The following is a 25497-nucleotide window of genomic DNA, read 5'->3' as shown; positions in this document are numbered from 1 at the left end:
CGTGTCTATCCTCAACCGACCACGACGACAGTGTCGGACGTGAATGCATAATTCGGAACCTCAAGGTTCTTCGGCGCCGGGCCCTGGCGGATGCGGCCCGCCGTGTCATAGGCCGAGCCATGGCACGGGCAGAAATAGCCGCCGAACGGCCCGCGATTCTCGCCCTCGCCCGCGCCCAGCGGAACGCAGCCCAGATGGGTGCACACGCCCAGCGTGATGAGCCAGTTGGTCTTGCCTTCCTTGGTCCGCTGCTCGAGCGTCTGCGGATCGCGCAGCGTCGAGACCGGCACCGCATCGGCGGCGGCGATTTCCGCCGGCGTCAGGTTGCGGACGAACAGAGGCTGCTTGCGAAAGCTCGCCTTGATCGCCTGACCCGGCTCGATTGCGGAAACGTCCAGCTCGGTCGTCGATTGCGCCAGCACGTCAGCCGACGGGTTCATCGAATTGACCAGCGGCAGCACGACAACGCCGGCGCCAACAGCAGCCACCGACGTGGCAGCATAGGTGAGGTAATCGCGACGTCGCGGATTTTCGAGAATTTCCCCGCCGGGTCCAACCGTCTGGTCGGGGGGAACACCATCTTTAAGCGTTGCCATGCTTCAGCCCTTGCACTTCGATACAAACCGCGGCGAACGCGCGGGTAACGGGACGCGGACGCGAACGAATACGCCCAAAGCCGCCCGGTTGCCCCCGGAGGCTGCGCCGACAGATAGACAGCCCCGGGCACCTTTGCCAACAGGGATTTTACGGGTCCATGTCAACGCGTAGGCCACCTGCGACTTTGCGCTGGATCAAGGATGTCTTGGCGGGATGACGAATTCGTCCCGGTGCGTTAGTCCTCGCGGCCGATGCGACTGGCCCTTTTCCAACCCGAGATCGCCGGCAATGTCGGCACCATCCTGCGCCTGGGCGCGTGCCTTGGCGTGCCGATCGACCTGATCGAGCCGATGGGCTTTCCGTGGAGCGACAAGAGCCGCAAGCGCGCCGCGATGGACTATGCCGAGCAGGTCGAGGTGCGCCGCCACGCCGATTGGGACGCCTTTGCCGCGACGGTCGCCGGGCGCCTGGTGCTGTTCACCACGCGGGGCGGCACGCCGCTGCCCCGGGCCGATTTCCGCGCCGAGGATGTGCTGCTGTTCGGGTCCGAAGGCGCCGGCGTCCCGGATTTCGTCCATGCCCGCGCCGACAGCGCCGTGCGCATCCCGCTGATGCCGGGCACACGGTCCTTGAACCTCGCGGTCGCTGCGGGCATCGGAGTGGCCGAAGCGCTGCGACAGACACAAGGATGGCCCGAATGACCCCCCTGGACGACCAACAGCAGCGCGCGCGCACCTGGTTCGAATCGCTGCGTGATTCGATCTGCGCCGAGTTCGAGGCGATCGAGCGTGAGGCGGGGTCCGACGCGCGGTTCGACTATCTCGCCTGGGACCGGGTCGATCCCTCGGGCGCGGCGGGCGGCGGCGGCGTGCGCGGCGTGATGCTGGGCAAGGTGTTCGAAAAGGTCGGCGTCAACGTCTCCACCGTCGGCGGCACGTTCGAGGGCGATTTCGCCAAGACGATCCACGGCGCCGCCGAAGATCCCGGCTTCTTCGCCACCGGCATCAGCCTGGTCGCGCATATGGCGAACCCGCATGTCCCCGCCGTGCATATGAACACGCGCTTCCTGTGCACGACCAAACGCTGGTTCGGCGGCGGCGCGGACCTGAACCCGCCGTTGCCCTATGCCGAGGATACCGCCGATTTCCACGCGACGCTCCAGGCGGCGTGCGACGCGCATGATCCGGCGCATTATCCGCGCTTCAAGCAATGGGCGGATGATTATTTCTACATCCCCCATCGCCAGGTGCATCGTGGCGTCGGCGGGATTTTCTACGATCATCTGGAAGCCGATTGGGAAGCCGATTTCGCCTTCACCCAGGATGTCGGTCGCGCCTTCCTCGATGCCTTTCCGCGCATCGTGCGCCGCCGCATGGGGATGTCCTTCACCGAGGCGGACAAGCAGCAGCAGCTGGAATGGCGCGGGCGCTATGCCGAGTTCAACCTGATCTATGATCGCGGCACGCTGTTCGGGCTCAAGACCGGCGGCAATGTCGACGCCATTCTGATGAGCCTGCCCCCGATGGCGGCATGGCGCTGAAGGCCGAGCGGCAATGGCGCTGACCCCGGTGCGCGACGAGCAGGTCGCGACGATCGTCACGGCGCTGGAAATGCGCGAACGCGCCCGCCCGCGCCCGCTGCCGCAATCACCCTTTGCGCTGGTCCGCTGGCCGGCGCCCGACAGCGAAAAATACCGCGCGCTATTCCGCCGGGTCGGCGCGCCCTGGCTGTGGTTCTCGCGGCTGGTGCTGGCCGAGGAGGAACTGCGCCGCATCCTCGACGACCCCGGCATCGAAGTCTATGCCGCGACCGATCGCGCCGGGATCGAGATCGGCATGGTCGAGTTGGACTTCCGCGTCCCCGGCCAGTGCGCGCTGTCCTATTTCGGGCTGGTCCCCGAACTCGCGGGCAAGGGCCATGGCAACTGGATGATGGGGCACACGCTGCAACTGGCGTGGCGCAAGGACATCACGCGAGTCTGGGTGCACACCTGCACGCTGGATCACCCCGCCGCGCTCGGATTCTACCGCCGGCACGGCTTCGTTGCCTATAAGCGGACCGTGGAGACCTTTGCCGATCCACGATTGACCGGCATCCTGCCGCCGGACGCAGCGCCTCAGGTACCGTTGCTGGGCGCGCTCAGCCGGTAAGCGGCGACGCGCAGGATCGCGAGGGCCAGCCACGCGACTCCGCCGATCAGCGCCGCCACGACATAGCTGACCGTGGTGACCACCCCCGCACCGGCAAGCTTCGCCGCCAGCCCCAGCGGCAGAGTACTCACGAAAATCGCCAGCAGCGCCGCCAGCATTATCAAGGACGCCGCCGCAAGCAGCGTGATCCAGCCCAGCCCAGCCGTCTGCCGCCATCCGCTGCGCAGCGCCGCGAGCATCCCCGCCTCGGGCACCGCGGCATAGGCCGGCCCGGCCAGCCAGGTGCGCAGAAAAAGGAACACTCCCGGCAGCACGAACAGCGACAGGCCGATGCCGAACAACAGCCCGGTGAAAAATCCCAGCACCAGAAAGGGAAGAAACCGCCGCAGCGCAATGCCCAGCACTTCGCCCAACGTCCTGCCGCCGCCCTGCAGAAACAGGTTCAGCACCGCAAAGGTGCCGAAATCGAGCGCGAGATTGACGAGCAGGATCGGCACCAGATTGGCGGTGTAGAAGGTCTCCAGCGCCGCCCGCAGCTGCTCGGGCTGGACCTCGCCCGGAAAGCCGCTGGACGCCAGCAGCAGGATCGTGCCCAGCATCGGCAGGAAGAAGAACACGCCGGCCAGCGGCACCAGCAACGCCCGCTCGCTCCGCCACAGCGCCCCGGTTTCGGCGATCAGCCGACCCAGCGTCATCTTCATGCGACCGCCGCCGCATCGCGAGGGCCCGCCTGCGCCGTGAGCGCCAGGTACAGCTTCGCCTCGAAGACCGGCACGATCACCAGGAACGCCGTCTGCACCGCTGCGACGACGATCGACGTGAGCACGCCGTGGAGCGAAACGCCCTGCGAATCGTCCCCCGCAACCAGCGCAAAGATGCTGCCGAACACCGTGTTGGCGGCCAGTTGGGCGACCCAGCTGACGGCCAGGTACAACAGGATGACACCCACGATCCGCAGCGCCGCGCCCCGCGTCAGCCGCCACGACCGGGCAAGCGCGCCGAAACCGCGATTCTCGCGCACCAGCGCCGGCGTCACCAGCACCAGCCGCGCACCGACCCACATCAACACCACGATATAGAGCAGCGCATAGAGCACGACGGCGCCCGCCGTCCCCCGCCCCATATCGGGAATCTCGCCGCGCGACAGCGCCATAAGATCGACGCCGCCCGCCACCAGGATCGCGAACCCCGGTGCCAGCAGCACCAGCGCCGCGACGCCCAGCACGACCCAGACCAGCAGCGCCGACAACAGCCGCCGCTGGGCGATCTGCCCCGCAGTCGCTTCTCCGGCCAGGTCCAGCGCCATCGCGCACAGCGCCAGCGTGCCCCATAGCGACAGCACCGCAAAGGCCAGCTGCGTCAGCCGCAGCGCCAGCGTGAGTCCGGGGCCCGCCGTTGCCAGCACCGCTTCGAAATTGCCTTCGATCGACGCGGGCACGAAGAATGCCAGGAGCGCGACCGGCAACACGATGCCGATATTGTCGCTCAAAAACTCCGCCGTCCGATCCCAGACGGTCCCCATCTTCACCATGTCGGTCTTTCTCACTGCGCCCTTGGTGCGCGTGTTAGCCTTGGGGGGATCGCTTGCCAATGCTCGCAGCGGCGATGGCGGCTTGCGCAAACGTCCCGCGATGCGCACTTGGGCCGCATGGTTTCCGATATCGAATGGCGGGTGGAACCCGATCGCATCGACTATGCCGACGCACTGGCGGCGATGGAGGCGCGCGCGGCTGCCGTGACTCGCCGCGAGGCCAGCGAGCTGGTCTGGCTGCTCGAACATCCCCCCGTCTATACCGCCGGCACCAGCGCCACCGACACCGCCGAACTACTCGACGCGCGCTTTCCCGTGCATCGTACCGGGCGCGGCGGGCGCTACACCTATCACGGCCCCGGCCAGCGGATCGGCTATGTCGTGCTCGACCTGCGCGAGCGCCAGCGCGACGTGCGCAATTATGTCCACGCGATCGAAGGCTGGGTCATCGCGGCGCTGGGCGCCTGCGGGATCGAGGCGTTCCGCGCACCGGGGCGGATCGGAATCTGGACGCTCGACGCGGGAAATGAGGCGAAAATCGGCGCGATCGGCGTACGCATTCGCCAATGGGTCACGCTTCACGGGTTCGCCGTGAACCTGTCGCCCGATTTGAGCCACTTCGGCGGGATCGTGCCGTGCGGGATCGCGGAGTTTCCGGTCACCAGCGCCAAGAAACTGGGCAAAGACGTCACGCCGGCGCAGTTTGACGCCGCATTGTCCGCCACATTTTTGCCATTTTTGGACGCTCTCACTGCGTAGCGGGCAAATCGTGTCTTGAGGGTGTGCCCCGAACCGTCTAATGTCCACCACGGTTTGGGTATTAGCGGCGCGTATGCCGCCCAAATCCACTATCTAGGGAGCTTTTACATGCGTGCAGTCATTTCCAAGATCGTTGCGGGTTCGATGATCGCCGGCGCGGCCCTTCTGGCCTCGGCGTGCACCAGCAACGAGTCGACCAACATCACGAACACCACCGAAGTTCCGGTCGAGAACGTCGAGACCACCGACACGATGGTCACCAACATCGACGCGGCTGCTCCGGTCGAGAACACCGTCGTCGAGAACACCGTCGTCGAGAACACCGCAAACGCGATGTAATCGACGCGCGAAAGCGTGTTTCGAGAAACAGGGCCGTCCGGGCGACCGGGCGGCCCTTTTCATGTCCGATTGCGACGAATGCGCACGCGGGTTGCAAAAAAGGGTTGGGTCGGGACTCGAAAGACCGTAACCACGGCGCGGACCAGGCAAATGAGGGCAACATGCTCGTTCCGCGTATCTTTACACTTCTCGCCATGGGCGCCGGGCTGTTCGCCGCCGCGCCTGCATCGGCGCAGTTCTTCCTTAAATCGGCCAATCTGACCGGTGAGCGCGTGACCGGCGCCGAACCCGGCATGACCGGCCCGGCCCTTCCCGGCGCAACGCCCGACGAGTTGCGCGCAGCCCTTGTGTGGAACCTGCGTGCCGCGCTGAACGTCGCCGCGCTCCAGTGCCAGTTCGAGCCGACGCTGCTGACGCTGCCTAACTACAACGCGTTCCTCAAGGACCACGACGGCGAGCTCGACAAGTCGCAGCTGGCGCTCGAGAAATATTTCGAGCGGACGTACAAGAGCAAGAAGCTCGGCACGACCGAAAGCGACAAGTTCGGCACGCGCGTCTATTCGGGCTTCTCGACCGTGTCGGGGCAGCTCACCTTCTGCCAGACCGCAGCATCGATCGGCCATGACGCGCTGTTCGCAAAGCGCGGGGAGCTGGCGGAGCTGGCGGCGCGGCGGATGGCCGAGCTGCGCAACAGCCTGCGCCCCTGGGGCGAGCAGTTCCGCACCACGGCGTCGCACGCCGTGCCGATCCAGCAGATGCCGCCGTTCGGCAACGACAAGTGCTGGCGCAAGGGCCAGTATCAGCAGAAGAAGTGCGGCCCGCTGGCGATGGCCAGCCGCTGACCCTTCGCCTGGCCGGCGGCACCGCGCCGCCGGTTTAGCGTCTGTTTGGAAATGCGCCGCAGCGAATTTCCAAACGCTCTCTTACCGCAGCCCCAGCATCTTGTGGGTCTGTAGCGTCAGCCGCCACTGGGGCCGCGCCATCGCCAGTGCGATCGCGGCCTCGCGGTTGGCATCGGCATCGGCGCTATCCATCGGCTGGATCAGGAAATGGGCGAAGTCCCATGTCTCGATCGCCGCGATATCGCTGCCCGGCTGCGGCCAGACCAGCTTGAGTTCGTCGCCCGATCGCTGGACGACGTCGCTGCCCGCCTTGGGGCTGATACACACCCAATCGATCCCCGGATGCACGGCCAGCGTGCCGTTGCTCTCGATCGCGATGCGGAAACCGCGCGCGTGGAGCGCGTCGACCAGCGCGTCATCGACCTGGAGCATGGGCTCGCCGCCGGTCAGCACGACGAAGCGCGCCGTCCGCCCCTCGCCCCAATGCGCCTCGGCGGCATCGGCCAGCGCGTCGGCATCCGCAAAGCGCCCGCCGCCCAGCCCGTCGATCCCGACGAAATCGGTGTCGCAGAACCGGCACACCGCCGTCGCCCGATCCGCCTCGCGTCCCGACCACAAATTGCACCCGGCAAAGCGAACGAACACCGCGCGCGCGCCTGCGTTCACCCCCTCCCCCTGCAGGGTCAGGAACATCTCCTTGACGGCGTACTGCACCGCGCCCGCCTCAGCGCGTCGCGTAGACGGTGGGGTCGGGCAGGCCCGCCTCTTCAAACCCCTTGGCGCGCAGGCGGCAGCTGTCGCACTCGCCGCAATGCACGCTGCCCGGCGCCGGATCGTAGCACGACCAGCTCATCCCGGCGTCCAGCCCCAGCCGGGCGGCCTCGCGGACGATATCGGCCTTGGTCATGTCCTGCAGCGGCGCGCGGATGCGGAAGGGCTGACCCTCCACCCCCGCCTTGGTCGCGACTTCGGCCAGCTTTTCGAACTCGGCGATGAATTCCGGGCGGCAATCGGGATAGCCCGAATAATCGAGCGCATTCACGCCGATATACAGGTCGCGCGCGCCCAGCGCCTCGGCCCAGCCGAGCGCGAGGCTGAGGAAGATCGTGTTGCGCGCCGGCACATAGGTGACGGGAATGTCGCTGCCGACGCCTTCCTTGGGCACGTCGATGTCGGCGGTCAGCGCCGATCCGCCGAACGCGCGCAGATCGAGCGGGAGCACGACGTGCCGCTCGGCGCCCAGCGCAGTCGCGATCCGCCGCGCCGCCGCCAGTTCGACCTGGTGGCGCTGGTTATAGTCGATGGAGAGCGCGAAAAGCCGGTGGCCATCCTCACGCGCCCGCGCGCCGGAAACCATCGAATCGAGCCCGCCGGAGATCAGGGCAACTGCAATGCTGTCGGTCATTTGGGCCTGCTAGACGCTTTCTGCGCAAATCGGAATGGTGGGGGGCGCAGCCCCCCCTAGCTGCAGGCGCCCAGACGCCGCCCCTCATATTTCTCGGCAAAGGGCGCGCCGTCGATCACGCCCTGGGTATCGATGCTCAGCACGCGCGGGGTATCGACGATCAGCGTCGTGCGGCCCTGGCCATGGCCGGGGCAGGTATAGCGCACCGTCGCCTTGGTGGGCGAACTGTCCATCACGACCTGATCGCACTGGGCATTGCCATGGGCGATCTTCACCAACATCGCGCTGTTGGTGATGCACAGCTTGCGCACGACACCGGCCGAGTCCGTCAATTCCCACTGCCCGCGCTGGATCGCCTCCAGCGCGCCAGGGGTCTCCGCGCGCTGTGCGGAAACGGCCCCGCTAGTCAGAACGAGCACTGCCCCGGCTATCATCGGACGCACCCAACGCTTTAGAAACATTCGTAACTCCCCGAACCGTAGCGGGCGCGCCAAGGCATAGCCCGGACGCGCCCATCGGAATCGATATGGACCGCGCCGACGCGATTACAACGACGACGAAACGAAATCCGCGAGCTTCACCGGGAATTTGGTGGAGCAGAACGCGCAGTCGACGCTGATGACGCCATCGGCATCGGCCATCGTCGCCCGCTCCTCCTCGGGGAACTTCGCCAGCACCTGGAGGATGTACGACGCATCGCAGCGGCAGCCGCGCGCCAGATCCTTGCCACCGAGCAGCCGGACCTCTGGCTCTTCGTTGAACAGCCGCCAGACCAGCGTCTCCAGCGGCACCGCCGGATCGCCCAGTTCGTCGGCGCCCATCGTCTGCGCCATCGCCTCGACATGCTGCCATTCGGGATGGTCGAGCCGCACATGCAGCCGCTCGCGCCCCACTTCGCCCTCGGGCAGATGCTGGAGGAAGATGCCCCCGGCGACCAGCTTGCCCTCCGAATCGCGGCGCACGCCCAGCCGCACCACGCTGGGGATCTGTTCCGACTGGAGGAAATAGCTTTCCGCCGCCGCCGCGATCGAATCGCCGTCCAGCGGCACGATGCCCTGATAGCGCTCCTTGGTCAGCGCCTGATCGAACGTCACCGCCAGATAGCCCTTGTTGAACAGCGCGAACAGCGAGGGGTTCTTGCCCAGCTGCGACAGCCGCTCGGCATCGAACTGCACGTAACCGCGCAGCTCGCCATCCTTGTAGTCGCACACCAGCAGGCTGACGATGCCGCCCTGGGTCTGCGCCTGGAGCGTCATCTGCCCTTCCGCATCCTTGAGCGTCGCGCCGAGCAGCGCGGTGAGCGTCAGCGATTCCGCCAGCAGCTTTTCGATCACCGGCGGATAGGCGTGCGCCGACAGGATCTGGTTGAGCACCGGCCCCAGCCGCGCGACGCGGCCACGGGCGTGGCGCCCCGGAATGGTGAAGCCGATCACGCGGTCGAGATCGGTGGTGGGGGCGGGCTGAGTCACGGTCGTTCTCCGGCATTCGTGCGGCGCGCAAAAGTCGCTGGACTTCGCGCGCTCCGCCGAACGCATATCTGGGGTTTGACGCATAGATAGGAAGCGGGCGGCGCGAAACAACTCGCGCGCCCCGCCGCCGGAGCCGGGGGCCGTCCGGGAAAATGTTGAGGAAGTTTAGGGTTGCGCAAGGGCTTCGCACCCGCCCGTTTGTCCGCGGCGCCGATTCAGTCCTTCGCGGCAAAACGGCGCAACCTCCCCTTAATTATCAAGTACAAATCCGTAGCCGTATAAATACGTATGTGTTGCACGCAAGCATCATCCCACCATACATTCAATACTCCGACATAGTTGTTTGCATCCCACGTCGAACGATCGTTCGTGCCAGCATCTATACTGCAACGTCTGCCTTATCGGCGACGCTATTTTGCACTGTGGATGGGCTTACCGACATGAAAACCAGACTTCTTGCAGGCGCGGCATTTTCGGCACTGTTGTTCGCCGCTCCGGCGATTGCGCAGACCGCGCCCGCAGATCAGTCGGAACTGGTCGCGCTGCTGCGCGCGCAGGCCGCCGAAATCGCCGCGCTGCGCGCCCGGCTCGACACGATCGAGGCAAGCCGCGCCGCTCCTGTAGCACCTGCCGCCGCCCCGGTGCAGCAGGCCGCCGCCACGCGCCCCGTCGCGACGGCGAACGACGAAAATGTCCAGACATCCTTCGCGCCGCAGATCGTTCCCGCCAGCCCCGCCGAACAGGACGTGACCATGGCCCGCGCGGCCGCCAACCCGTCCGGCGTGACGACCGAATGGCGCGGCGGCGCGCCCGTGTTCCGCTCGGCGGACGGCAAGTACATGTTCAAGGTGCGCGGGCGCATCATCAACCATGTCAGCACGACGATGGGGTCGAAGTACAACGCCCGCAACATCACCACCACCGGCGCCCGCGCGCTGCGCATCGGCATCGAAGGCGCGGTCGGCCCGCACTTCTTCTACCAGTTCGAAAACGACTTCGCCGACAACGTGTCCGACGTCGGCACGATGTTCGTCGGCTGGCGCGGCGGATCGAGCGACCTGTCGTACGACGTGCGCTTCGGCAACATGTTCAACGACCGCAGCTTTGAAGGCTCCAGCGGCTCCGACGCCCCGCCGTTCCTGGAACGCAACGTCGTCGCCACGTCGATCATCCCGCAGCGCGGCTTCTATGGCATCGCGCTTATGCCCCGCATCTTCTGGAAGACGGGCCATGCTTCGATCACGATCAGCGGCGATGCCGTGGACGCCAGCCAGGCGATCAGCGACAACCGCACCGTGCTGGCCCGCGCGCACTGGAACCCGATCAAGACCGATCGCTCGATGCTCCATCTCGGCCTGTGGGGCTTTGACGAGGCATTCGCGGCACGCAGCCCCGGCACGCTGACGCGCAACACCGTGATCGGCGGGCGTTTCGACGGTCCGCTGCGCGTGTCCACCGGCACGCTGACCGGCGGCACCGGCACGACCGGCTATGGTGCCGAAGTGGGCGGCTATGTCGGTCCGTTCTGGGTGATGGGCGAGGCGGGGAAGCGCAACGCGCGGCTCAATGCCGGCCGCCCGGATTTCGAGAGCAAGGCATGGAGCGTATCCGGCGGCTGGTTCGTCACCGGCGATCTGCCCCCGTACAACCCGCGCCTCGGCACCTTCGCCCAGCCGCGCGTGCTGCGCCCGGTGTTCGACGGCGGCCCCGGCGCGATCGAGCTGCTCGCCCGCTATGAGAGCATCGATTATTCGGGCCTGCCGCTCGGCGGCAAGGGCACGGCGGCGACCGCAGGGGTGAACTGGTATCTGGACAGCGTGATCCGCCTCCAGTTCAACGTCATCCACTGGAACACCAACAACCGCGCCGGCGCCTATACCGGCAAGGACAGCGGCGAGACGGCAAGCGCCGGGTTCGGCGTCACGTTCTAAGCCCGATCGGGCGGGTTTCGGCCGCTGCCGCGTGGGCGGCGGCCGGAACTGCGTATCCGTGACAGAAGGGGCACGGCCCAGCCGGCCAGCAAGCTGGCGACTGCGACCCAAAACAGTGCATCGAGGATTCGCATCGTCAAGCCGAACTGGCTGACAATACCGGCCCAGCTCGTCGGCTCCCCGAGAACTGCGTCGCGCCAGAGGTCGAAGCTACCGATCAGAAGAAGCGCGCCCCCGCCCAGCGCGGCGAACGCGAAACCGAACATGTTTGCCGGCCCCCTCCAAGACCGAGCGGCGAGGAACACGAAAACGGCGTTCAGCACGGTCGCACAACCCAACATCAGCGTGGCCGTAACCTCGGGTCCGTCGGCGTCGCCCGCGACAACCCGCCGCACCATCAGCGCGATCGCAACGACCAACTCGGCAATTGCGATGACCCTGATCGGCATGTGCGCCCCGCTAGATCTGCTCGAAGCACCAGCGTAGCACCGATTTCTGTGCGTGGAGGCGGTTTTCCGCTTCCGGCCAGATCAGCGATTGCGGGCCGTCGATCACTTCCGGCGTCACTTCCTCGCCGCGATGCGCAGGCAGGCAGTGGAGGAACTTCGCGTCGGGCTTGGCCGCCGCCATCAGCGCTTCGTCGATCTGGAAGGGCATCATCGCCTTGAGCTTGGTCTCGGCATGGGACTGGCCCATCGAGATCCAGGTGTCGGTAACGAGGATGTCGGCGCCCTCGGCCGCCTCACTCGCGGTGCCGACCACGCGGGTGCGGCCCCGGCCCCGCGCGACGTCGGCGTCGCTCGGCTGATAGCCCTGCGGGCAGGCCGCGACGACGTCGAACTGCATCAGCCCGGCGGCTTCCATGATCGAGGCGAGCACGTTGTTGCCGTCGCCCAGCCACGCGACCTTGAGTCCGGGCAGCGGCTTGCCCGCTTCGATGATGGTCAGCAGGTCGGCCATGATCTGGCACGGGTGCGAGGCGTCGGTGAGGCCGTTGATGACCGGCACCGATGCGTATTTCGCCATATCGAGCACCTTCTGGTGATCGTCGGTGCGGATCATGATCGCGTCGACATAGCCCGAGAGCACGCGCGCCGTGTCGGCGATGCTCTCGCCGCGGCCGAGCTGCATCGATCCGGCATCCATCACGATGCTGGTGCCGCCCAATTGGCGGATCGCCATGTCGAACGAAACCCTGGTTCGGGTGCTGTTCTTCTCGAAGATCATCGCCAGCGTGTGGCCGGCCAGCGGCGCGTCGGCATCCGCCTTGCCCTTGGGCCAGCCGGCGCGGGCGGCCTTGCGGGCCAACGCGTCGTTCAGCATCGCCGCGATGGCATCGGGGCCGGCATCGGAAAGATCGATAAAGTGGCGGGTCATCCAGTCCTCCCCGGCACGGGGAGGGGGACCGCGATGCGAAGCATCGGGGTGGAGGGGGCCCTCCACCGGCGACACCCCTTGCGGCGATCCCCCTCCACCATGCTGCGCATGGTCCCCCTCCCCGTCCCGGGGAGGATCAGTTCAATCCTCAAGCTGCAACCGAAAAGCTCCGCGCGCCTGCGCTCAGCTTTTCGATGCACTCGGTCACATGGCTTTCGTCGATGATGAGCGGGGGCAGGACGCGGAACACATTCTCGCCCGCCGCCACGGTGAGCAGCCCGTGATTGTCGCGCAGATGCGCCACGAACTCGCGGCTGACCGCCGGCTCCTTCATCTTGATGCCGAGCATCAGCCCCTTGCCGCGAATCTCCTCGAACAGGTGATCGTGGTTGGGGATCATCTGCTCGAACGCCTGGCGCAGCCGCTCACCCATCTTGGTCACATGGTCGAGGAAGCCGGGCTCGAGCATCACGTCGAGGATCGCCTGCCCCGCCGCCATCCCCAGCGGATTGCCGCCATAGGTGGAGCCGTGGGTGCCGGCGACCATGCCCTTCGCCGCTTCCTCGGTCGCCAGGCACGCGCCCAGCGGGAAGCCGCCGCCGATGCCCTTGGCCGAAGTCAGGATGTCGGGGGTGATGCCGTAATGCTCATAGGCCCACATCTTGCCCGTCCGGCCATAGCCGCACTGGATCTCGTCCAGGATCAGCAACAGGCCGTGTTCGTCGCACGCCTTGCGCAGGCCCTGGATGAACTCGGGCGTGCCGGCGGTCATGCCGCCTTCGCCCTGCACCGTCTCGACCAGGAAGCCCGCCGTCTCGTCGTCGATCAGCGCCAGCGCCGCGTCGAGATCGTTGAACTTCGCATAGGCGAAGCCCGGCAGCAGCGGCTCGAACCCGTCGCGCATCTTCGCCTGGTCGGTCGCCGAGATCGCGCCCAGCGAACGGCCGTGGAAGGCGTTCTTGAAGGTGATGAGCTTGTGCCGCTGGGGGTTGCCATTGGCATAGTGATAGCGGCGCGCGGTCTTGATCGCGCACTCGATCGCCTCGACCCCCGAATTGGTGAAGAACACCGTGTCGGCGAAGCTGTTGTCCACGATCCGCTGCGCCAGCGCCTCGCCCTGCGGGCTGCCGTACAGGTTGCTGACGTGCATCAGCGTCGCCGCCTGATCGGCGATCGCCTTGGTCAGATGCGGGTGGCCATGGCCCAGCGCATTGACGGCGATGCCGGCGGCGAAATCGAGATAGCGCTCGCCGCGCTCGCCATAGAGATAGCATCCCTCGCCTCGCACCGGACGCACACCGCACCGCGGGTAAACGGGCATGAGCGCAGTGATGGCCACGGGACCTTCTCCTTCTTTCAAAAAGCAAAAAGGCGACCCGAACGGGCCGCCGGAGTGCGCTTTTACGGGCGTGGGGGCCGGGGCGTCAACACCGTGCGGTCACGGGGCCAAATCCGGGCTTCGCAGGGGCATGCAGCAATGGCATGCCCATTCAATTCTTCAGGTTCCACCCCGTCCGCAGCAGCCAGTAGCAGGCCAGCCCCAGCACGATGTCGAGGCCCAGGATCACCAGCCCGCCGATCAGGATCGGCGAATCGGCCACGCCGATGAACCCGTAGCGGAAGCCCGAGATGATGTAGAAGAACGGGTTGAGGTGGCTCACCGTCTGGAACGCGGGCGACAGCCGCTCGACCGAATAGAAGGTGCCCGAGAGCAGCGCGAGCGGCGCCACGACGAAATTGGTCACCGCCGCCGCGTGATCGAACTTTTCCGCCCAGATCGACGTCATAACGCCCATCAGCGACAGGAACACCGAGCCAAGCAGCCCGAACCACAGCACCGCCCACAAATGCTGGGGCATGACGTCCACGCCCCACACCAGCATCGCCAGCCACACCGCGCCGCCGACGCAGAACGCCCGCGTCACGGCGCCGCCGGTCAGCGCCGCAAGCAGCTCTGCGGTGGACAAAGGCGGCATCAGGTAATCGACGATGGTGCCCTGGATCTTGCCCACCAGCAGCGAGAAGCTGGCATTGGCGAACGCGTTCTGGAGCATCCCCATCACGATCAGGCCGGGCGCGATGAAGGTCGCGAAGTGAATCTCCTGCCCCTGGAGCGCCACCATCCGCCCGCCGCCGCCCAGCGCGACCGTGAAGATAACCAGAAAAAGCAACGTGGTGACCGCCGGCGCCCACACTGTCTGGAGCTGCACCTTGAAGAAACGGCGCACCTCCTTGATATAGAGGGTACGCAATCCTCCCCAATTCACGTTGCGAATCACCGGAACGCCGGGTTCGGGGAGGGCATGGCCGGTTTCGGGGCCGAGTTCGGAGTGGCTGCGCATCGCCGTGTCGCGTACTCCCTGGACGCGCCGCCCGCAAGTTGAAGGAAGACGAGAGTGAGCTGGACCGACGAGCGTATCAGTACGCTGAAAAAGATGTGGGACAGCGGCCTGACCGCGACCCAGATCGCCGAAGAGCTGGGCGGTGTCAGCCGCAACGCCGTGATCGGCAAGGCCCACCGGCTGGGCCTGCAATCGCGCCCGTCGCCGGTGAAGTCGAACGAGGCGAAGGCTGCGGCCGCCGCCGCCGCGCCCAAGGCAGAGGCAGCGCCCGCAGCGGCAGCGGCCCCGACGCCCGCCCCGGCACCCCGCCCCGCGCCTGCACCCGCCCCGATCGTGGAAAAGCGGGCGCCGGTCGAAGCAGCACCCGTCGCCCGCCCGCCGGTCGAGATCGACGACGAGGATGAAGACGAGGACGACGCCGCCCCGGTCGAAGCCAAGCCGGTGGTGAACGCGCCGGTCATGCGCTCGGTCGGCCCCGGCGGGTTCCTGCGCCAGAACCCCGGCGAGCAATCCGCACCGATCACCCCCGCCCCGCCCCGCCGGCTGGTCCCGGCGCGCCCGAGCGAGGCGATCGCCGGCAAGACGAGCCTGCTCGACCTGAACGACCGCATCTGCAAATGGCCGCTGGGCCATCCGGGCGAACCCGATTTCCACTTCTGCGGCGACAAGGTGAACCCCGGCTTCCCCTATTGCGTCGCGCATTGCGGCCACGCCTATCAGGCGCAGCTCCCCCGCCGCGATCGCCGCCCCGCGCCCCCGATGCCCTTCGGCGGCAACCGCCCCCGCTGAGCGGACGCGACATCGACACGAAAAGGCCGGGGGAGCGATCCCCCGGCCTTTTTGGTTGGAAGCCGTTTTGGTTGCCGGGCGCTCAGTCGATCCGGGTAATGCGCAGATAGCGTTCCAGCATCCGCGCCCGGTCCCCCACGATGGCGGCAGCCGCATCGGCCGCCATGGGAACGAACATCGTGCCCTGTTGCGTGGCATAGACGCCCCGGCGCGCGGCGACCTCTGCGTCGCGATACGCCAGCCACGCGCGCTGCGCCGCCTTCAGCCGCGCCGCCGCCGGGGCGGGCAGCGTGCGCATCAGCGCAGTGTAGGCGGCATTCATGCGCCGATCATAGCTGCGCATCGCCGCCGCCTCGCAATCGACCTGCGCCGCCGTGGACACATTCGCCGGCGCCTCCAGGCATCGCCGCAACGCCACTTCGGTCGGATCGTCGCGTTCGGCGGCCAGCGCCGGCGCCGCAGCCGCGATACCCAGCACCAGTGCCGACACCATCCCGATACGCTTCGTCGTCATCACCCTCTCCTTGCTCATCCCCAACCAAACGCGGCGCCCGATCGGAAGAGCCATGCCGGCAGGACAAAAGCGCCGTGGCGAGCGATGCGCCAGCCTTTTTGGTTGGAGGCGGCAGACTCGCGCCGCATTAAGCGGACGGTGTTTCCCTGATCCTCCCCCGACAGGGGGGGAGGTGGCGCCGAAGGCGACGGAGGGGGCACGCGATGCGCCGGAGTTCTGCGCGTGCGCAGGCCACCAGGTTTACGGATCGAGATGGACCACGTGAAGCACACGGCATGCGCGAGCCGGGGTAGGTCATGAACGCCTAAACGACCGCTCTCGGTCCAAGGTCTAAATGGCCGAGAATGGGTGGCTAGCTGCCCTTGCGAGTACTCGAGGATGGTGCTTTCTTCGATCCTCCCCCGGAGGGGGAGGGGGACCAGCCGCAGGCTGGTGGAGGGGTAGTCGCCTCATGCTGCACGGCGCGAATAGAACGCGGGCTCTTGCGCAACTCCGCATCTCCGCGCCCATAATCCTGTCCGACATGGAAGCTGGGATCCGCCACATCGTCGTTATCGCCCGCGGCGACTACCCCTCCACCGGCTTCGCCGGTCCCCCTCCCCCTCCGGGGGAGGAATTGGGATGGCTTCCAGCGTCCGACTTTGGGTCGCTGCCGACATCAGGCATGGGGATGGCTTTGCGAGCGGATCGGCATCCGCCCCTCCGCCCCCTCCGGCGCCACCTGCCCTTGGGGGAGGTCTCCCGGGCGAACCCGACAAAAAAAGCCGGCGGATCGCTCCGCCGGCCCCTTTTGTCGGTGTGCTGCCGAAAATCAGAAGCGGAACGCTGCCGTGGCGCGCATCGCGTGATAGTCGAAGCGGTTGTTGCGGGCCATGTCGGTGCCTGCCGCGCCGTTCAGGACGAACGGGTTGGTCGGCAGGGCCGCACCCTGAGTCGCGCGGACGCGGAAGTCGTCGTCCTTGTAGCTCGAATACAGATATTCGAGGCCGACCGAGAAGTTGCGACCGATCTTCTGCTCCACGCCGCCGCCGGCGGTGTAGCCCCACGACTTCTTGTTCTGATCGATCAGCTCGAAGTTGTTGGTCGTGTTGGTGGTGGCGAAGCCGCGGCTGATCTTCGCATAGGACGGGCCGCCGGTGCCGTAGAACAGCGTGCGCGGGCCGACCGCATAGCCGATGCGGGCACGCACCGACGCATCCCAATCGATGCCGCGCGTCAGCGTGTACGATGCCGGGGTCGAGCTGAACGCGGTTACCGAATCGGTCGCCTCGGTCTTGCCGAATTCCGCGAGCGCGCCGACGACGACGCGGCCGAACTGCACGTCATAGCCGATGCGGCCATGATATTCGATGTCGTCGCGGCGGTTGTCACAGCCCGTGTCGCGGCTCGCCGACGTGGCGCGGCCATGGCAGAAGCCGTTGGCGAAGGCGTTGCTGCCGTCCACGGTGGTCACCGTGTCGCCGAAGCCGCCATCCAGGCCGCGATCGAAGGTCACGCGGTCGCGGCGGCTGTTGCTCTGGACGGTGTAGCCGAACGAACCGCCGGCATAGGCGCCCTGGAATTCCTTGTCCTGGGGAACGTCGGTGGTCTGCGCCTGGGCGGGAACGGCGGCGACAGCGAACATCAGCGCGCCGAACGCGGCGCCTGCAAGGGTGTTGATACGCATACTGGAAAAAACGCTCCGTACTTTACTTGGGCGGCCCATACGCATGGGGGGCGCACAAGGATGCTCGGCTGGTCGATCGGTGGAAAAGCGTGATATTTCAGCAACAGTCGTTCTAACTGCCGCCATGTTCCCCTGCGACAGCAGGGGTCCAGAGTTCGGAGGGCCGCCGCTCGTGGCCCTGGGCCCCTGCTTTCGCAGGGGAACGATAAGGCCGCCGCCCTCCCGCGCCGTTCCCCTGCGCACGCAGGGGTCCAGGGTTCGGAAGGTCGCCGCTTGCGGCCCTGGGCCCCTGCTTTCGCAGGGGAGCAATCGCGCTTTCGCGGGGAGCGCGGGGCCGGAGCGCGCCATGGCCCCATTTTGTTCTCCTTACGCAACGCCATCCCTTGCCGAGTGAATTGCCGACCCCCTATAGCTTTGCACATGCCAGAAGACCTGTTTGCCGCCACCGGCGCCCCCACCGAAACCTATGACGCTTCGTCGATCGAGGTTCTCGAAGGGCTGGAGCCTGTCCGGCGCCGGCCCGGCATGTATATCGGCGGCACCGACGAGCGTGCGCTGCACCACCTCGCCGCCGAAGTGCTCGACAATGCGATGGACGAGGCGGTCGCCGGCCATGCCAACCGCATCGAAGTGACGCTGGCGGCGGGGAACCGCATCACGATCGTGGACAATGGCCGCGGCATGCCGGTGGACCCGCACCCGCGCTTCCCCGACAAGTCGGCGCTCGAAGTCATCCTGTCGATGCTCCATTCGGGCGGCAAATTCTCCGGCAAGGCCTATGCCACGTCGGGCGGCCTGCACGGCGTCGGCGTGTCGGTGGTCAACGCGCTGTCGGTCGACACCGTGGTCGAGGTCGCGCGCGACAAGCAGCTGTACCGCCAGCGGTTCAGCCAGGGGCAGACGCTGGGCCCGCTCGAACATCTGGGCGGCACCCCCAACCGGCGCGGCACCAGCGTGGCCTTCACGCCCGACACCGAGATTTTCGGCGAGATGCTGTTCCGCCCCTCACGGCTGTACAAGCTCGCCCGGTCCAAGGCGTATCTGTTCGGCGGCGTCGAGATCCGCTGGAAATGCGACCCCAGCCTCATCACCGACGACACGCCGGCAGAGGCGGTGTTCCAGTTCCCCGGCGGGCTCGCCGATCACCTGAAGGAACAGCTCGGCGCGCGCGAATGCGCGACGGCGGAGTTCTTTTCGGGGCAACAGGACTTCGCCGACGGCCAGGGCCGCGTCGAATGGGCGGTCGCCTGGCCGCTGTGGAGCGACGGCAGCTATAGCTGGTATTGCAACACCATCCCCACCCCCGATGGCGGCAGCCACGAACAGGGGCTGCGCCAGGCGCTGGTCCGCAGCATCCGCGCGTTCGGCGAGCTGGTGGGGCAGAAAAAGGCCAAGGACATCACCGCCGACGACATCGTGGTCGGCGCCGAGCTGATGTTGTCGGTCTTCATCCGCGAGCCGCAATTCCAGTCGCAGACCAAGGACCGGCTCACCAGCCCCGAGGCGACCGCGCTGGTCGAAAAGGCGATGCGCGACCATTTCGACCATTTCCTGTCGGACCGGATGGATCGCGGCAAGGCGCTGCTCGCCTATGTGATCGATCGCATGGACGACCGCCTGCGCCGCAAGCAGGAGCGTGAAGTCAAGCGCAAGACCGCGACCAGCGCCCGGAAACTGCGCCTGCCCGGCAAGCTGACCGACTGTTCCGCCGACGATCCCAAGGGCACCGAACTGTTCATCGTCGAAGGCGATTCGGCCGGCGGCAGCGCCAAGCAGGCGCGCGACCGCAAGACGCAGGCGATCCTGCCGATTCGCGGCAAGATCCTGAACGTCGCGTCCGCCACCTCGGCCAAGATCCTGGCGAACCAGGAAATCGCCGACCTGATCCTCGCCATGGGATGCGGCACGCGCAAGGACTGCGACGTCAGCCAGCTGCGCTACGAACGCATCATCATCATGACCGACGCAGACGTTGACGGCGCGCATATCGCCACGCTGCTGATGACGTTCTTCTTCCAGGAAATGCCCGATCTGGTGCGCCAGGGGCATCTGTATCTGGCGCAGCCGCCGCTGTACCGGCTGACCGTGGGGTCCAAGAGCCTCTACGCCCGCGACGACGCGCACCGCGCGGAGATCGAGGCGACCGCGTTCAAGGGGAAGAAGGTCGAAGTCAGCCGCTTCAAGGGCCTGGGGGAGATGAACCCCAACCAGCTCAAGGAAACGACGATGGACCCCAAAACGCGCGGGATGCTGCGCGTCACGCTCCCGCACGAATATGAGGAGCGCGCGAGCGTGAAGGACCTGGTCGACCGGCTGATGGGCAACAACCCGGCACACCGCTTTGCCTTCATCCAGGAAAATGCCGGGCGGCTCGACGAGGATGTGATCGACGCCTGAGGAGGCGCGCGAATTTTTCGCGCGGCCCGCGTAAGTTTTCCGCCAAGCCCGCGACTAAAGCCTGTGAACGGGGCAGGACACGCGATGCACGGCGATCGGGACAGAGACGCACTTTATGCGCAGGCGGGCGCGGCCTATGCGCCGGCGATCGCCCGGCTGGCGCGCGCGGTGGAGGGCAATGCCGACCGCGCGCGCGACCTGGAGTAGGAAATCCACCTTGCGCTGTGGCAGAGCTTCGCCCGGTTCGACGCGCGCTGCGCGATCTCGACCTGGGTCTATCGCGTCGCGCACAATGTCGCCGCCACCCATGCCCGGCAAGGCGCGCGGGGTGCCCGGCTGGTCGGGCTGGAGGCGGCGCAGGGGCTGTTCGCCGGGGACGATCCCGAGGCGGAGGTGGGGCAGGCGCAGCTGATCGAGCGGCTGAACGCGCTGGTCCGCCGGCTAGAGCCGCCCGACCGGCAAGTGATCCTTCTCTATCTGGAGGGCGTCGACACCGCCGAGATCGCTGAGGTGACCGGGCTGAAACCCGGCACCGTCTCGGTCAAGATTCATCGCATCAAGGCGCTGCTGGCGCGCCGCTTTCATTCGGAGGAACGGGCATGACCGATCCGATCGCCGCGCTGTGGCAGGAAGAGGCCCCGGACGCGACCGCACTGCCGGCGGCGACGCTGGCCGCCGCCGAGGCGCGGCTGCGCAGCCGGGTCCGCCGCCGCGACGCCATCGAATATGTCGCGGGCGCGTTCGCCATGCTGGTGTTCGCGCGCACGGCATGGATCGTGCCCGACTGGGGCGTCCGCATCGGGTGCATCGCGATCATTCTCGGCACGTTCGTCACGCTGCGCAACCTGTGGCGCCGCCGCCCTGCCGAGCCCGACAGCGCCGCGCCGGGCCTTGCCTTCTACCGCGCGCAGCTCGCGGCGCAGCGCGACGCGCTGGCGAGCGTGTGGCGCTGGTATCTGCTGCCGCCGCTGCCCGGCATGGTGCTGCTGCTCGGCGCCGTCGCGCGCGTTGCCGCCGCGCACCTGCCGCTCTGGGCCACGCTGATCGGAGTCGGGGCGGCTGCATTGCCCGTGGTGGGGGTGTTCTGGGGCATCCATGCGCTCAATCGCCGTGCGGCGCGGGCGTTGCAGGCACAGATCGACGCGCTCGACCAGGGCGTGGCCTAAGCGGATTGCTCCACAACCTAAGGTGTATTAGTCTAGCAACACAATAAAGGGGATCTCACGATGCGCCGACTGCTGCTCTGCCTGCCCATCCTCGCCCTGGCCGCGCCCGCGCTGGCGCAGACCACGCCGCCCCCCGCCCCGGCGGCGCCCGCCGCGCCCGTCGTCGCCGACAAGGAATTTCGCGCGCGGGTGGAGCAGCTTGGCGATGTGCTTTCGGGCAAGGCCGACTATGACGCCTATTTCTCCGACGCCTTCCGCGCACAGGTGCCCAAGGCGCAGTTCGATGCGATCAGCGCGCAGCTGATCGCCGGCAGCGGCCCCTTCTCCGACATTCAGCGGCTCACTGCCAAGACGCCCTGGTCCGGCACCGTGACCGTCGAGTTCCGCGACGCGCTGGCGGAGATGGACATCGCCGTCGATCCCGCCGGCGACCACCGCGTCACCGGGCTGCTGATCCGCGGCGTCACCGCGCGCGAGGCGACGCTGGACGCCGTGGGCGCGACGATCCGGGGGCTGAAGGGCAGCACCGGCTATGTCCTCGCCAAGCTGGGCGGGGCGACGCCGCAGATCCTGGCTGCGCACAACGCCGATACCCCCTTCGCGATCGGCTCCGAATTCAAGCTGGTGATCCTCGCCGAGCTGATCCGCGCGACCAATGCCGGGGAGCGCAAGTGGGACGACCTGGTCACGCTGGACGGCAAGGAGCTTCCCGGCGGCGGCTATTATGGCAAGCCGGCGGGGACGCAGGTGAGCCTGCGCGAGTTGGCGACGCAGATGATCTCGATCAGCGACAACAGCGCGACCGACATATTGCTGAAGACGCTGGGTCGCGCGAAGGTGGAGGCGATGATGCCGGTGCTCGGGATCAAGGACCCCGCGCGCAACCGCCCCTTCATGGGCACGGCGGAAGTGTTCAAGCTCAAGGGCATCGCCGGGCTGCGCGCGCGCTATCTGGCGCAGGGCGAGGCCGGGCGCCGGGCGCTGCTCGACGGCGAAGTCGCCGCCACGCCGCTGAGCGCGATCGACCATGCGCTGTTCGCCTCGAAACAGCCGCTGTCGCCCGACACGCTCGAATGGTTTGAAAGCCCCAACGACCTGGTGCGTGTGATGGACTGGATCCGCCGCAACACCGAGGGGGCGAAGGGCGCCGATGCGCGCGCGATCCTGTCGAAGAACCCCGGCATCCCCGCGCTCGCCGCGTCGAAATGGCAGTTCGTGGGCTACAAGGGCGGATCGGAGCCCGGCGTGATGGCGATGACGCTGCTGCTCCAGAGCAAGGCCGGCGACTGGTATGTCTATTCGGCAAGCTGGAACGACCCGACCCAGCCGGTGGAGAACGGCAAGTTCGCAGGATTGGTCGGGAAGGCGGCGGAACTGGCGGCACCCTGAAAGCAGCAAACTGAATCTCCCCTCCCGCAAGCGGGAGGGGTCGGGGGAGGGGCCGCGCCTGCGCGGCGCTTCTTCTACTTCAGGCCCTCCCCTAGCCCCTCCCGCTTGCGGGAGGGGAACGGATAGGCTCTCCCCTATCCCCGCATCCGCAGCTGGTGATAGCGGCTGCGCGCCGCGACGGCGGTGATCATCAGCATCACGCCGGCGCCCAGCACGATCACGCCCAGCCAGATCGGCACCGGCACCCATCCCTTGCGGTGGAGCAGCACCAGGATCGCGCCCAGCGTGGCGATCAGCACGCCGGCCAGCCGGATGCCGCGCCCCACGCCCGCCAGCTCGGTGCGATAGGCCTCGGCATCGGCGGGGTCCTTCAGGTTCGGCGGGGCCATGCGCTCACGCCACCAGCGCGTCGACCAGCGCGCGGACCTTTTTCTGGCGCCACTGCGGCAAGGGCGCGACCAGCCAGTATCCCAGCGCCGACGCCCGCGTCTCGCCCACCGCGACCACGCGCCCGGCGGCCAGATCGGCGCGGGCGAGCAGTTCGGGCACGGTCGCGCGGCCCAGCCCCTGCGCCGCCGCATCGAGCGCGAGCCCGGCATCGGAAACGCGGACCTGCGACCCGGCATCCTCGTCCAGGCACCCCGGCCAGGCGATGCGGGTATCCACGCCGCCGCCGGGCCGCTCGACCGTGACCATGCCGTCGCTCTCCAGCCCCTCGCCCTCATGCGCACCCGGCCCCTCGCCCCAGCGGACCGCCAGGTCGAGATTGGCTTCGGTAAAGTCGAGCGCATCGTCCGACGGGATCAGCACGAAGCGCAGTTCGCTGTCCGCACGCGCAATCTCGGCCAGCTTGGGCATCAGCCATTTGGCGGTGATGTCGCGCGGGGCGGCGATCGTCAGCGACTTGGACGATTGCCCCGCCTGCATCGCGCGCACCGCTTCCTCGAACTGGAGGAACCCGGCTCGCAGCGCGGCCAGCCCGCCTTCGCCCTCGGGCGTCAGCTCCAGCCCCTTGGTCGTGCGGCGGAACAGGACGACGCCCAGCGTATCCTCAAGCGCGCGGATCTGCTGGCCCACGGCCGCCGGGGTGACCGCCAGCTCGTCGGCCGCGCGCGTGAACGACAGGTGCCGCGCCGCCGCGTCGAGCACGCGCAGGCCATTGAGGGGAAGGTGCGTCCGCTTCATCCCGCCACCGCCGGCGCGTTGAGCGCGAATTTGGGAATGGCGACGTCGAACGCCGAACCGTCTTCGCCGATCATGTGGTAGCTGCCCTGCATATGCCCGGTGGGCGTCGCCAGCGGGCAGCCCGATACATAGTCGAAGCTGCCGCCGGGATCGATCATCGGCTGTTCGCCGACCACGCCCTCGCCCTCCACGGTATGCCGCACGCCGCGCCCGTCGGTGATGATCCAGTGCCGGGTGAGCAGCTGCACCGTGAAGGCGCCCGCATTCTCGATGCGGATGTGATAGGCCCAGAACCACCGCCCGCGTTCGGGCTGCGACTGTTCGGGCAGATAGGAAGCCGACACCCGCACGACGATGCCGCGCGTTTCGGCTTCGTCGGTGAAGAGTGCCTTGACCGTCACAGCCCGACGCGCCGCAATGCCTGGTCGAGATCGGCGATCACGTCGTCGGCATCCTCGAGCCCGACGTTCAGGCGCAGCGTGCCTTCGGTGATCCCCATCTCCAGCCGCTTTTCCTCGGCCAGCCCCGAATGGGTGGTCGATGCCGGATGCGTCATCAGCGAGCGCGAGTCGCCGATGTTGTTCGAAATATCGACCAGTTCCAGCCCGTCGAGCAGCCCGTGCGCCTGCGCCCGGCCGCCGTCCAGCTCGAAACTGAAGATCGGCCCCGCCGCCTTCATCTGGCGCTGGAACAGCGCGTGCTGCGGATGGCTGGGCAGCGCGGGGAAGTTCACGCGCGGCACGCGGCCTTCCAGGAAGCGGCCGACCTTGACCGCATTCTCGCTCTGGCGATGGATGCGCAGGTCCAGCGTCTCCAGCCCCTTGAGCACCACCCACGCGTTGAACGCGCTCAGCGTCGGCCCGGTGTTGCGCGTGAAGGGCAGCAGCGTGTTGGTGATGAAATCCTCGGTCCCGCACACCGCGCCGGCCAGAACACGGCCCTGCCCGTCCATCATCTTGGTCGCGGAATAGGCGACGATGTCCGCGCCGAAATCGATGGGGCGCTGGAGCACCGGCGTCGCGAAGGCATTGTCGACCACCGTCTTGATCCCGTTCGCGCGGGCAATGCCGCACACCGCCTCCAGATCGACCACGTCCATCGTCGGATTGGCGGGCGTCTCGAAAAAGAACAGCTTGGTGTTCGGGCGGATCGCGTCCTGGAACTGCTGCGGGTCGCGCGCGTCGACGATCGTCGTGGCGATCCCGAACCGGGGGAGCAGCGTCTCGGTCAGCCAGCGGCACGAACCAAAGGCGGCGCGGCCCTGGACGATATGGTCGCCCTGTTCCAGCTGGCACAGCAGCGCCGCGGTCATCGCCGCCATGCCCGTCGCCATCGTCCGGCACGCCTCGGCGCCCTCCAGCAGCGCGATGCGCTCCTCCAGCATCTGGACGCTGGGGTTCTGGAGCCGGGAATAAGTCATCCCCTCCTGCTCGCCGGCAAAGCGCGCGGCGGCATCGCCCGCGCAGTCATAGGCATAGCCGGAGGTGAGGTAGATCGCCTCGCTCGTCTCGCCGAATTCCGAACGCATGGTCCCGCCGCGCACTGCCTGGGTTGCGGGTTTCCAGGTGCGGGTGATGCTGCGATCCATGCCGGTACGACGTTTCATGCGCGCTGCTTTGCCGGGAGCGCGGCCCCCGCGTCAACTACGG

30 protein-coding genes are annotated in these 25497 nt (G+C 67.4%); 13 read left to right on the top strand and 17 right to left on the bottom strand.

What is annotated here, in order from left to right; genetic code table 11:
* Positions 1–11: 11 nt before the first annotated feature.
* Positions 12–596, bottom strand: a complete 585-nt coding sequence (gene petA, locus ACG3SL_RS02585; protein WP_448663579.1) for a ubiquinol-cytochrome c reductase iron-sulfur subunit — start codon at positions 594–596, stop codon at positions 12–14.
* A 252-nt stretch (positions 597–848) separates the two neighbouring features.
* Here petA and ACG3SL_RS02580 point away from each other — a divergent pair, with 252 nt between their 5' ends.
* From ACG3SL_RS02580 to ACG3SL_RS02570, 3 genes are read left to right on the top strand one after another with little or no spacing between them, the layout of a single operon-like run.
* Positions 849–1298: a tRNA (cytidine(34)-2'-O)-methyltransferase gene (locus ACG3SL_RS02580; RefSeq protein WP_448663578.1), complete on the top strand. Its 450-nt coding sequence runs from the start codon at positions 849–851 to the stop codon at positions 1296–1298.
* Positions 1295–2137, top strand: coding sequence for an oxygen-dependent coproporphyrinogen oxidase (gene hemF, locus ACG3SL_RS02575; RefSeq protein ID WP_448663577.1), 843 nt, complete (start codon positions 1295–1297; stop codon positions 2135–2137). The genes ACG3SL_RS02580 and hemF overlap by 4 nt, the downstream gene beginning before the upstream one ends.
* A gap of 13 nt (positions 2138–2150) precedes the next feature.
* On the top strand, positions 2151–2747 hold the full coding sequence (locus ACG3SL_RS02570; RefSeq protein ID WP_448663576.1) for a GNAT family N-acetyltransferase: 597 nt from the start codon (positions 2151–2153) through the stop codon (positions 2745–2747).
* Here ACG3SL_RS02570 and ACG3SL_RS02565 read toward each other — a convergent pair.
* Positions 2714–3448: a hypothetical protein gene (locus tag ACG3SL_RS02565; protein ID WP_448663575.1), complete on the bottom strand. Its 735-nt coding sequence runs from the start codon at positions 3446–3448 to the stop codon at positions 2714–2716. The genes ACG3SL_RS02570 and ACG3SL_RS02565 overlap by 34 nt on opposite strands.
* On the bottom strand, positions 3445–4278 hold the full coding sequence (locus ACG3SL_RS02560) for a glycerophosphoryl diester phosphodiesterase membrane domain-containing protein (protein WP_448663574.1): 834 nt from the start codon (positions 4276–4278) through the stop codon (positions 3445–3447). Before ACG3SL_RS02560 ends, ACG3SL_RS02565 begins: the two co-directional genes overlap by 4 nt.
* Before the next feature lie 117 nt (positions 4279–4395).
* Here ACG3SL_RS02560 and lipB point away from each other — a divergent pair, with 117 nt between their 5' ends.
* The 3 genes from lipB to ACG3SL_RS02545 all read left to right on the top strand — a co-directional run bounded on the left by lipB (position 4396) and on the right by ACG3SL_RS02545 (position 6218).
* Positions 4396–5037 (top strand): lipoyl(octanoyl) transferase LipB, encoded by a 642-nt coding sequence (gene lipB / locus ACG3SL_RS02555; RefSeq protein WP_448663573.1) that lies wholly within the window; start codon positions 4396–4398, stop codon positions 5035–5037.
* A 108-nt stretch (positions 5038–5145) separates the two neighbouring features.
* A complete protein-coding gene (locus ACG3SL_RS02550) occupies positions 5146–5376 on the top strand; it encodes a hypothetical protein (protein WP_448663572.1) in 231 nt (76 codons plus the stop codon).
* 161 nt (positions 5377–5537) lie between these two features.
* On the top strand, positions 5538–6218 hold the full coding sequence (locus tag ACG3SL_RS02545; protein WP_448663571.1) for a hypothetical protein: 681 nt from the start codon (positions 5538–5540) through the stop codon (positions 6216–6218).
* Positions 6219–6299: 81 nt separating this feature from the next.
* On the opposite strand, the gene queE is transcribed toward ACG3SL_RS02545, so the two are convergent.
* The 4 genes from queE to hslO all read right to left on the bottom strand — a co-directional run bounded on the left by queE (position 6300) and on the right by hslO (position 9092).
* Positions 6300–6932, bottom strand: a complete 633-nt coding sequence (gene queE / locus ACG3SL_RS02540; protein WP_448663570.1) for a 7-carboxy-7-deazaguanine synthase — start codon at positions 6930–6932, stop codon at positions 6300–6302.
* Positions 6933–6942: 10 nt separating this feature from the next.
* The gene (gene queC, locus ACG3SL_RS02535; protein ID WP_448663569.1) at positions 6943–7623 is read right to left on the bottom strand and encodes a 7-cyano-7-deazaguanine synthase QueC; all 681 of its coding nucleotides are present in this window, start codon (positions 7621–7623) and stop codon (positions 6943–6945) included.
* 56 nt (positions 7624–7679) lie between these two features.
* Positions 7680–8042 (bottom strand): DUF3617 domain-containing protein, encoded by a 363-nt coding sequence (locus ACG3SL_RS02530; RefSeq protein ID WP_448663568.1) that lies wholly within the window; start codon positions 8040–8042, stop codon positions 7680–7682.
* Positions 8043–8168: 126 nt separating this feature from the next.
* A complete protein-coding gene (hslO, locus tag ACG3SL_RS02525) occupies positions 8169–9092 on the bottom strand; it encodes an Hsp33 family molecular chaperone HslO (protein ID WP_448663567.1) in 924 nt (307 codons plus the stop codon).
* Between the two features lie 440 nt (positions 9093–9532).
* Here hslO and ACG3SL_RS02520 point away from each other — a divergent pair, with 440 nt between their 5' ends.
* Entirely contained in the window at positions 9533–11023 is a 1491-nt protein-coding gene (locus tag ACG3SL_RS02520; RefSeq protein WP_448663566.1) for an OprO/OprP family phosphate-selective porin, read from the top strand.
* Here the strand turns inward: ACG3SL_RS02520 and ACG3SL_RS02515 are convergent.
* The 4 genes from ACG3SL_RS02515 to ACG3SL_RS02500 all read right to left on the bottom strand — a co-directional run bounded on the left by ACG3SL_RS02515 (position 11020) and on the right by ACG3SL_RS02500 (position 14742).
* A complete protein-coding gene (locus tag ACG3SL_RS02515) occupies positions 11020–11472 on the bottom strand; it encodes a hypothetical protein (protein WP_448663565.1) in 453 nt (150 codons plus the stop codon). The genes ACG3SL_RS02520 and ACG3SL_RS02515 overlap by 4 nt on opposite strands.
* Before the next feature lie 10 nt (positions 11473–11482).
* Positions 11483–12400 carry an ornithine carbamoyltransferase gene (gene argF, locus ACG3SL_RS02510; protein WP_448663564.1) on the bottom strand — a complete coding sequence of 306 codons (918 nt, stop codon included), beginning with the start codon at positions 12398–12400 and terminating at the stop codon, positions 11483–11485.
* Positions 12401–12548: 148 nt separating this feature from the next.
* Positions 12549–13739: an acetylornithine transaminase gene (locus ACG3SL_RS02505; RefSeq protein ID WP_448663563.1), complete on the bottom strand. Its 1191-nt coding sequence runs from the start codon at positions 13737–13739 to the stop codon at positions 12549–12551.
* A 151-nt stretch (positions 13740–13890) separates the two neighbouring features.
* Entirely contained in the window at positions 13891–14742 is an 852-nt protein-coding gene (locus ACG3SL_RS02500; protein WP_448663562.1) for an ABC transporter permease, read from the bottom strand.
* Positions 14743–14796: 54 nt separating this feature from the next.
* On the opposite strand from ACG3SL_RS02500, the gene ACG3SL_RS02495 reads away from it, so the two are divergent.
* Entirely contained in the window at positions 14797–15531 is a 735-nt protein-coding gene (locus tag ACG3SL_RS02495) for a GcrA family cell cycle regulator (protein WP_448663561.1), read from the top strand.
* An 82-nt stretch (positions 15532–15613) separates the two neighbouring features.
* On the opposite strand, the gene ACG3SL_RS02490 is transcribed toward ACG3SL_RS02495, so the two are convergent.
* Positions 15614–16045, bottom strand: coding sequence for a lysozyme inhibitor LprI family protein (locus ACG3SL_RS02490; protein WP_448663560.1), 432 nt, complete (start codon positions 16043–16045; stop codon positions 15614–15616).
* Between the two features lie 811 nt (positions 16046–16856).
* Positions 16857–17711: an outer membrane protein gene (locus tag ACG3SL_RS02485; RefSeq protein ID WP_448663559.1), complete on the bottom strand. Its 855-nt coding sequence runs from the start codon at positions 17709–17711 to the stop codon at positions 16857–16859.
* 420 nt (positions 17712–18131) lie between these two features.
* Here ACG3SL_RS02485 and parE point away from each other — a divergent pair, with 420 nt between their 5' ends.
* From parE to ACG3SL_RS02460, 5 genes are all read left to right on the top strand, one after another.
* Positions 18132–20108, top strand: a complete 1977-nt coding sequence (parE, locus tag ACG3SL_RS02480) for a DNA topoisomerase IV subunit B (protein ID WP_448663558.1) — start codon at positions 18132–18134, stop codon at positions 20106–20108.
* 84 nt (positions 20109–20192) lie between these two features.
* Positions 20193–20315: a hypothetical protein gene (locus ACG3SL_RS02475; protein ID WP_448663557.1), complete on the top strand. Its 123-nt coding sequence runs from the start codon at positions 20193–20195 to the stop codon at positions 20313–20315.
* Between the two features lie 3 nt (positions 20316–20318).
* Positions 20319–20711: an RNA polymerase sigma factor gene (locus ACG3SL_RS02470; RefSeq protein ID WP_448665226.1), complete on the top strand. Its 393-nt coding sequence runs from the start codon at positions 20319–20321 to the stop codon at positions 20709–20711.
* Positions 20708–21274: a hypothetical protein gene (locus ACG3SL_RS02465; RefSeq protein ID WP_448663556.1), complete on the top strand. Its 567-nt coding sequence runs from the start codon at positions 20708–20710 to the stop codon at positions 21272–21274. The genes ACG3SL_RS02470 and ACG3SL_RS02465 overlap by 4 nt, the downstream gene beginning before the upstream one ends.
* A gap of 60 nt (positions 21275–21334) precedes the next feature.
* Entirely contained in the window at positions 21335–22663 is a 1329-nt protein-coding gene (locus tag ACG3SL_RS02460; protein WP_448663555.1) for a serine hydrolase, read from the top strand.
* Between the two features lie 134 nt (positions 22664–22797).
* On the opposite strand, the gene ACG3SL_RS02455 is transcribed toward ACG3SL_RS02460, so the two are convergent.
* Genes ACG3SL_RS02455 through ACG3SL_RS02440 form a run of 4 tightly spaced genes read right to left on the bottom strand, consistent with a single transcriptional unit; the run spans position 22798 to position 25454 of the window.
* Positions 22798–23052: a hypothetical protein gene (locus ACG3SL_RS02455; protein WP_448663554.1), complete on the bottom strand. Its 255-nt coding sequence runs from the start codon at positions 23050–23052 to the stop codon at positions 22798–22800.
* A gap of 4 nt (positions 23053–23056) precedes the next feature.
* The gene (locus ACG3SL_RS02450) at positions 23057–23848 is read right to left on the bottom strand and encodes a LysR family transcriptional regulator (RefSeq protein ID WP_448663553.1); all 792 of its coding nucleotides are present in this window, start codon (positions 23846–23848) and stop codon (positions 23057–23059) included.
* Positions 23845–24249, bottom strand: coding sequence for a Co2+/Mg2+ efflux protein ApaG (apaG, locus tag ACG3SL_RS02445; protein WP_448663552.1), 405 nt, complete (start codon positions 24247–24249; stop codon positions 23845–23847). The genes ACG3SL_RS02450 and apaG overlap by 4 nt, the downstream gene beginning before the upstream one ends.
* Positions 24246–25454 carry a trans-sulfuration enzyme family protein gene (locus ACG3SL_RS02440; protein ID WP_448663551.1) on the bottom strand — a complete coding sequence of 403 codons (1209 nt, stop codon included), beginning with the start codon at positions 25452–25454 and terminating at the stop codon, positions 24246–24248. Before ACG3SL_RS02440 ends, apaG begins: the two co-directional genes overlap by 4 nt.
* Between the last annotated feature and the right edge of the window lie 43 nt (positions 25455–25497).

It is taken from the genome of Sphingomonas degradans (genome assembly GCF_053502645.1).
The sequence above is the reverse complement of the archived record's forward strand: the minus strand, read 5'-3'. Positions and strand labels throughout refer to the sequence as shown.

Coding starts and splice junctions, on each gene's coding strand:
- ACG3SL_RS02485 (WP_448663559.1), bottom strand. CDS start 17,711: ATGCGTATCAACACCCTTGCAGGCGCCGCGTTCGGCGCGCTGATGTTC.
- ACG3SL_RS02560 (WP_448663574.1), bottom strand. CDS start 4,278: ATGGTGAAGATGGGGACCGTCTGGGATCGGACGGCGGAGTTTTTGAGC.
- ACG3SL_RS02490 (WP_448663560.1), bottom strand. CDS start 16,045: ATGACGACGAAGCGTATCGGGATGGTGTCGGCACTGGTGCTGGGTATC.
- ACG3SL_RS02570 (WP_448663576.1), top strand. CDS start 2,151: ATGGCGCTGACCCCGGTGCGCGACGAGCAGGTCGCGACGATCGTCACG.
- ACG3SL_RS02520 (WP_448663566.1), top strand. CDS start 9,533: ATGAAAACCAGACTTCTTGCAGGCGCGGCATTTTCGGCACTGTTGTTC.
- ACG3SL_RS02460 (WP_448663555.1), top strand. CDS start 21,335: ATGCGCCGACTGCTGCTCTGCCTGCCCATCCTCGCCCTGGCCGCGCCC.
- ACG3SL_RS02565 (WP_448663575.1), bottom strand. CDS start 3,448: ATGAAGATGACGCTGGGTCGGCTGATCGCCGAAACCGGGGCGCTGTGG.
- ACG3SL_RS02580 (WP_448663578.1), top strand. CDS start 849: ATGCGACTGGCCCTTTTCCAACCCGAGATCGCCGGCAATGTCGGCACC.
- ACG3SL_RS02455 (WP_448663554.1), bottom strand. CDS start 23,052: ATGGCCCCGCCGAACCTGAAGGACCCCGCCGATGCCGAGGCCTATCGC.
- ACG3SL_RS02545 (WP_448663571.1), top strand. CDS start 5,538: ATGCTCGTTCCGCGTATCTTTACACTTCTCGCCATGGGCGCCGGGCTG.
- ACG3SL_RS02440 (WP_448663551.1), bottom strand. CDS start 25,454: ATGAAACGTCGTACCGGCATGGATCGCAGCATCACCCGCACCTGGAAA.
- ACG3SL_RS02550 (WP_448663572.1), top strand. CDS start 5,146: ATGCGTGCAGTCATTTCCAAGATCGTTGCGGGTTCGATGATCGCCGGC.
- ACG3SL_RS02515 (WP_448663565.1), bottom strand. CDS start 11,472: ATGCCGATCAGGGTCATCGCAATTGCCGAGTTGGTCGTTGCGATCGCG.
- ACG3SL_RS02500 (WP_448663562.1), bottom strand. CDS start 14,742: ATGCGCAGCCACTCCGAACTCGGCCCCGAAACCGGCCATGCCCTCCCC.
- queC (WP_448663569.1), bottom strand. CDS start 7,623: ATGACCGACAGCATTGCAGTTGCCCTGATCTCCGGCGGGCTCGATTCG.
- parE (WP_448663558.1), top strand. CDS start 18,132: ATGCCAGAAGACCTGTTTGCCGCCACCGGCGCCCCCACCGAAACCTAT.
- ACG3SL_RS02475 (WP_448663557.1), top strand. CDS start 20,193: ATGCACGGCGATCGGGACAGAGACGCACTTTATGCGCAGGCGGGCGCG.
- lipB (WP_448663573.1), top strand. CDS start 4,396: ATGGTTTCCGATATCGAATGGCGGGTGGAACCCGATCGCATCGACTAT.
- argF (WP_448663564.1), bottom strand. CDS start 12,400: ATGACCCGCCACTTTATCGATCTTTCCGATGCCGGCCCCGATGCCATC.
- ACG3SL_RS02465 (WP_448663556.1), top strand. CDS start 20,708: ATGACCGATCCGATCGCCGCGCTGTGGCAGGAAGAGGCCCCGGACGCG.
- ACG3SL_RS02450 (WP_448663553.1), bottom strand. CDS start 23,848: ATGAAGCGGACGCACCTTCCCCTCAATGGCCTGCGCGTGCTCGACGCG.
- petA (WP_448663579.1), bottom strand. CDS start 596: ATGGCAACGCTTAAAGATGGTGTTCCCCCCGACCAGACGGTTGGACCC.
- hemF (WP_448663577.1), top strand. CDS start 1,295: ATGACCCCCCTGGACGACCAACAGCAGCGCGCGCGCACCTGGTTCGAA.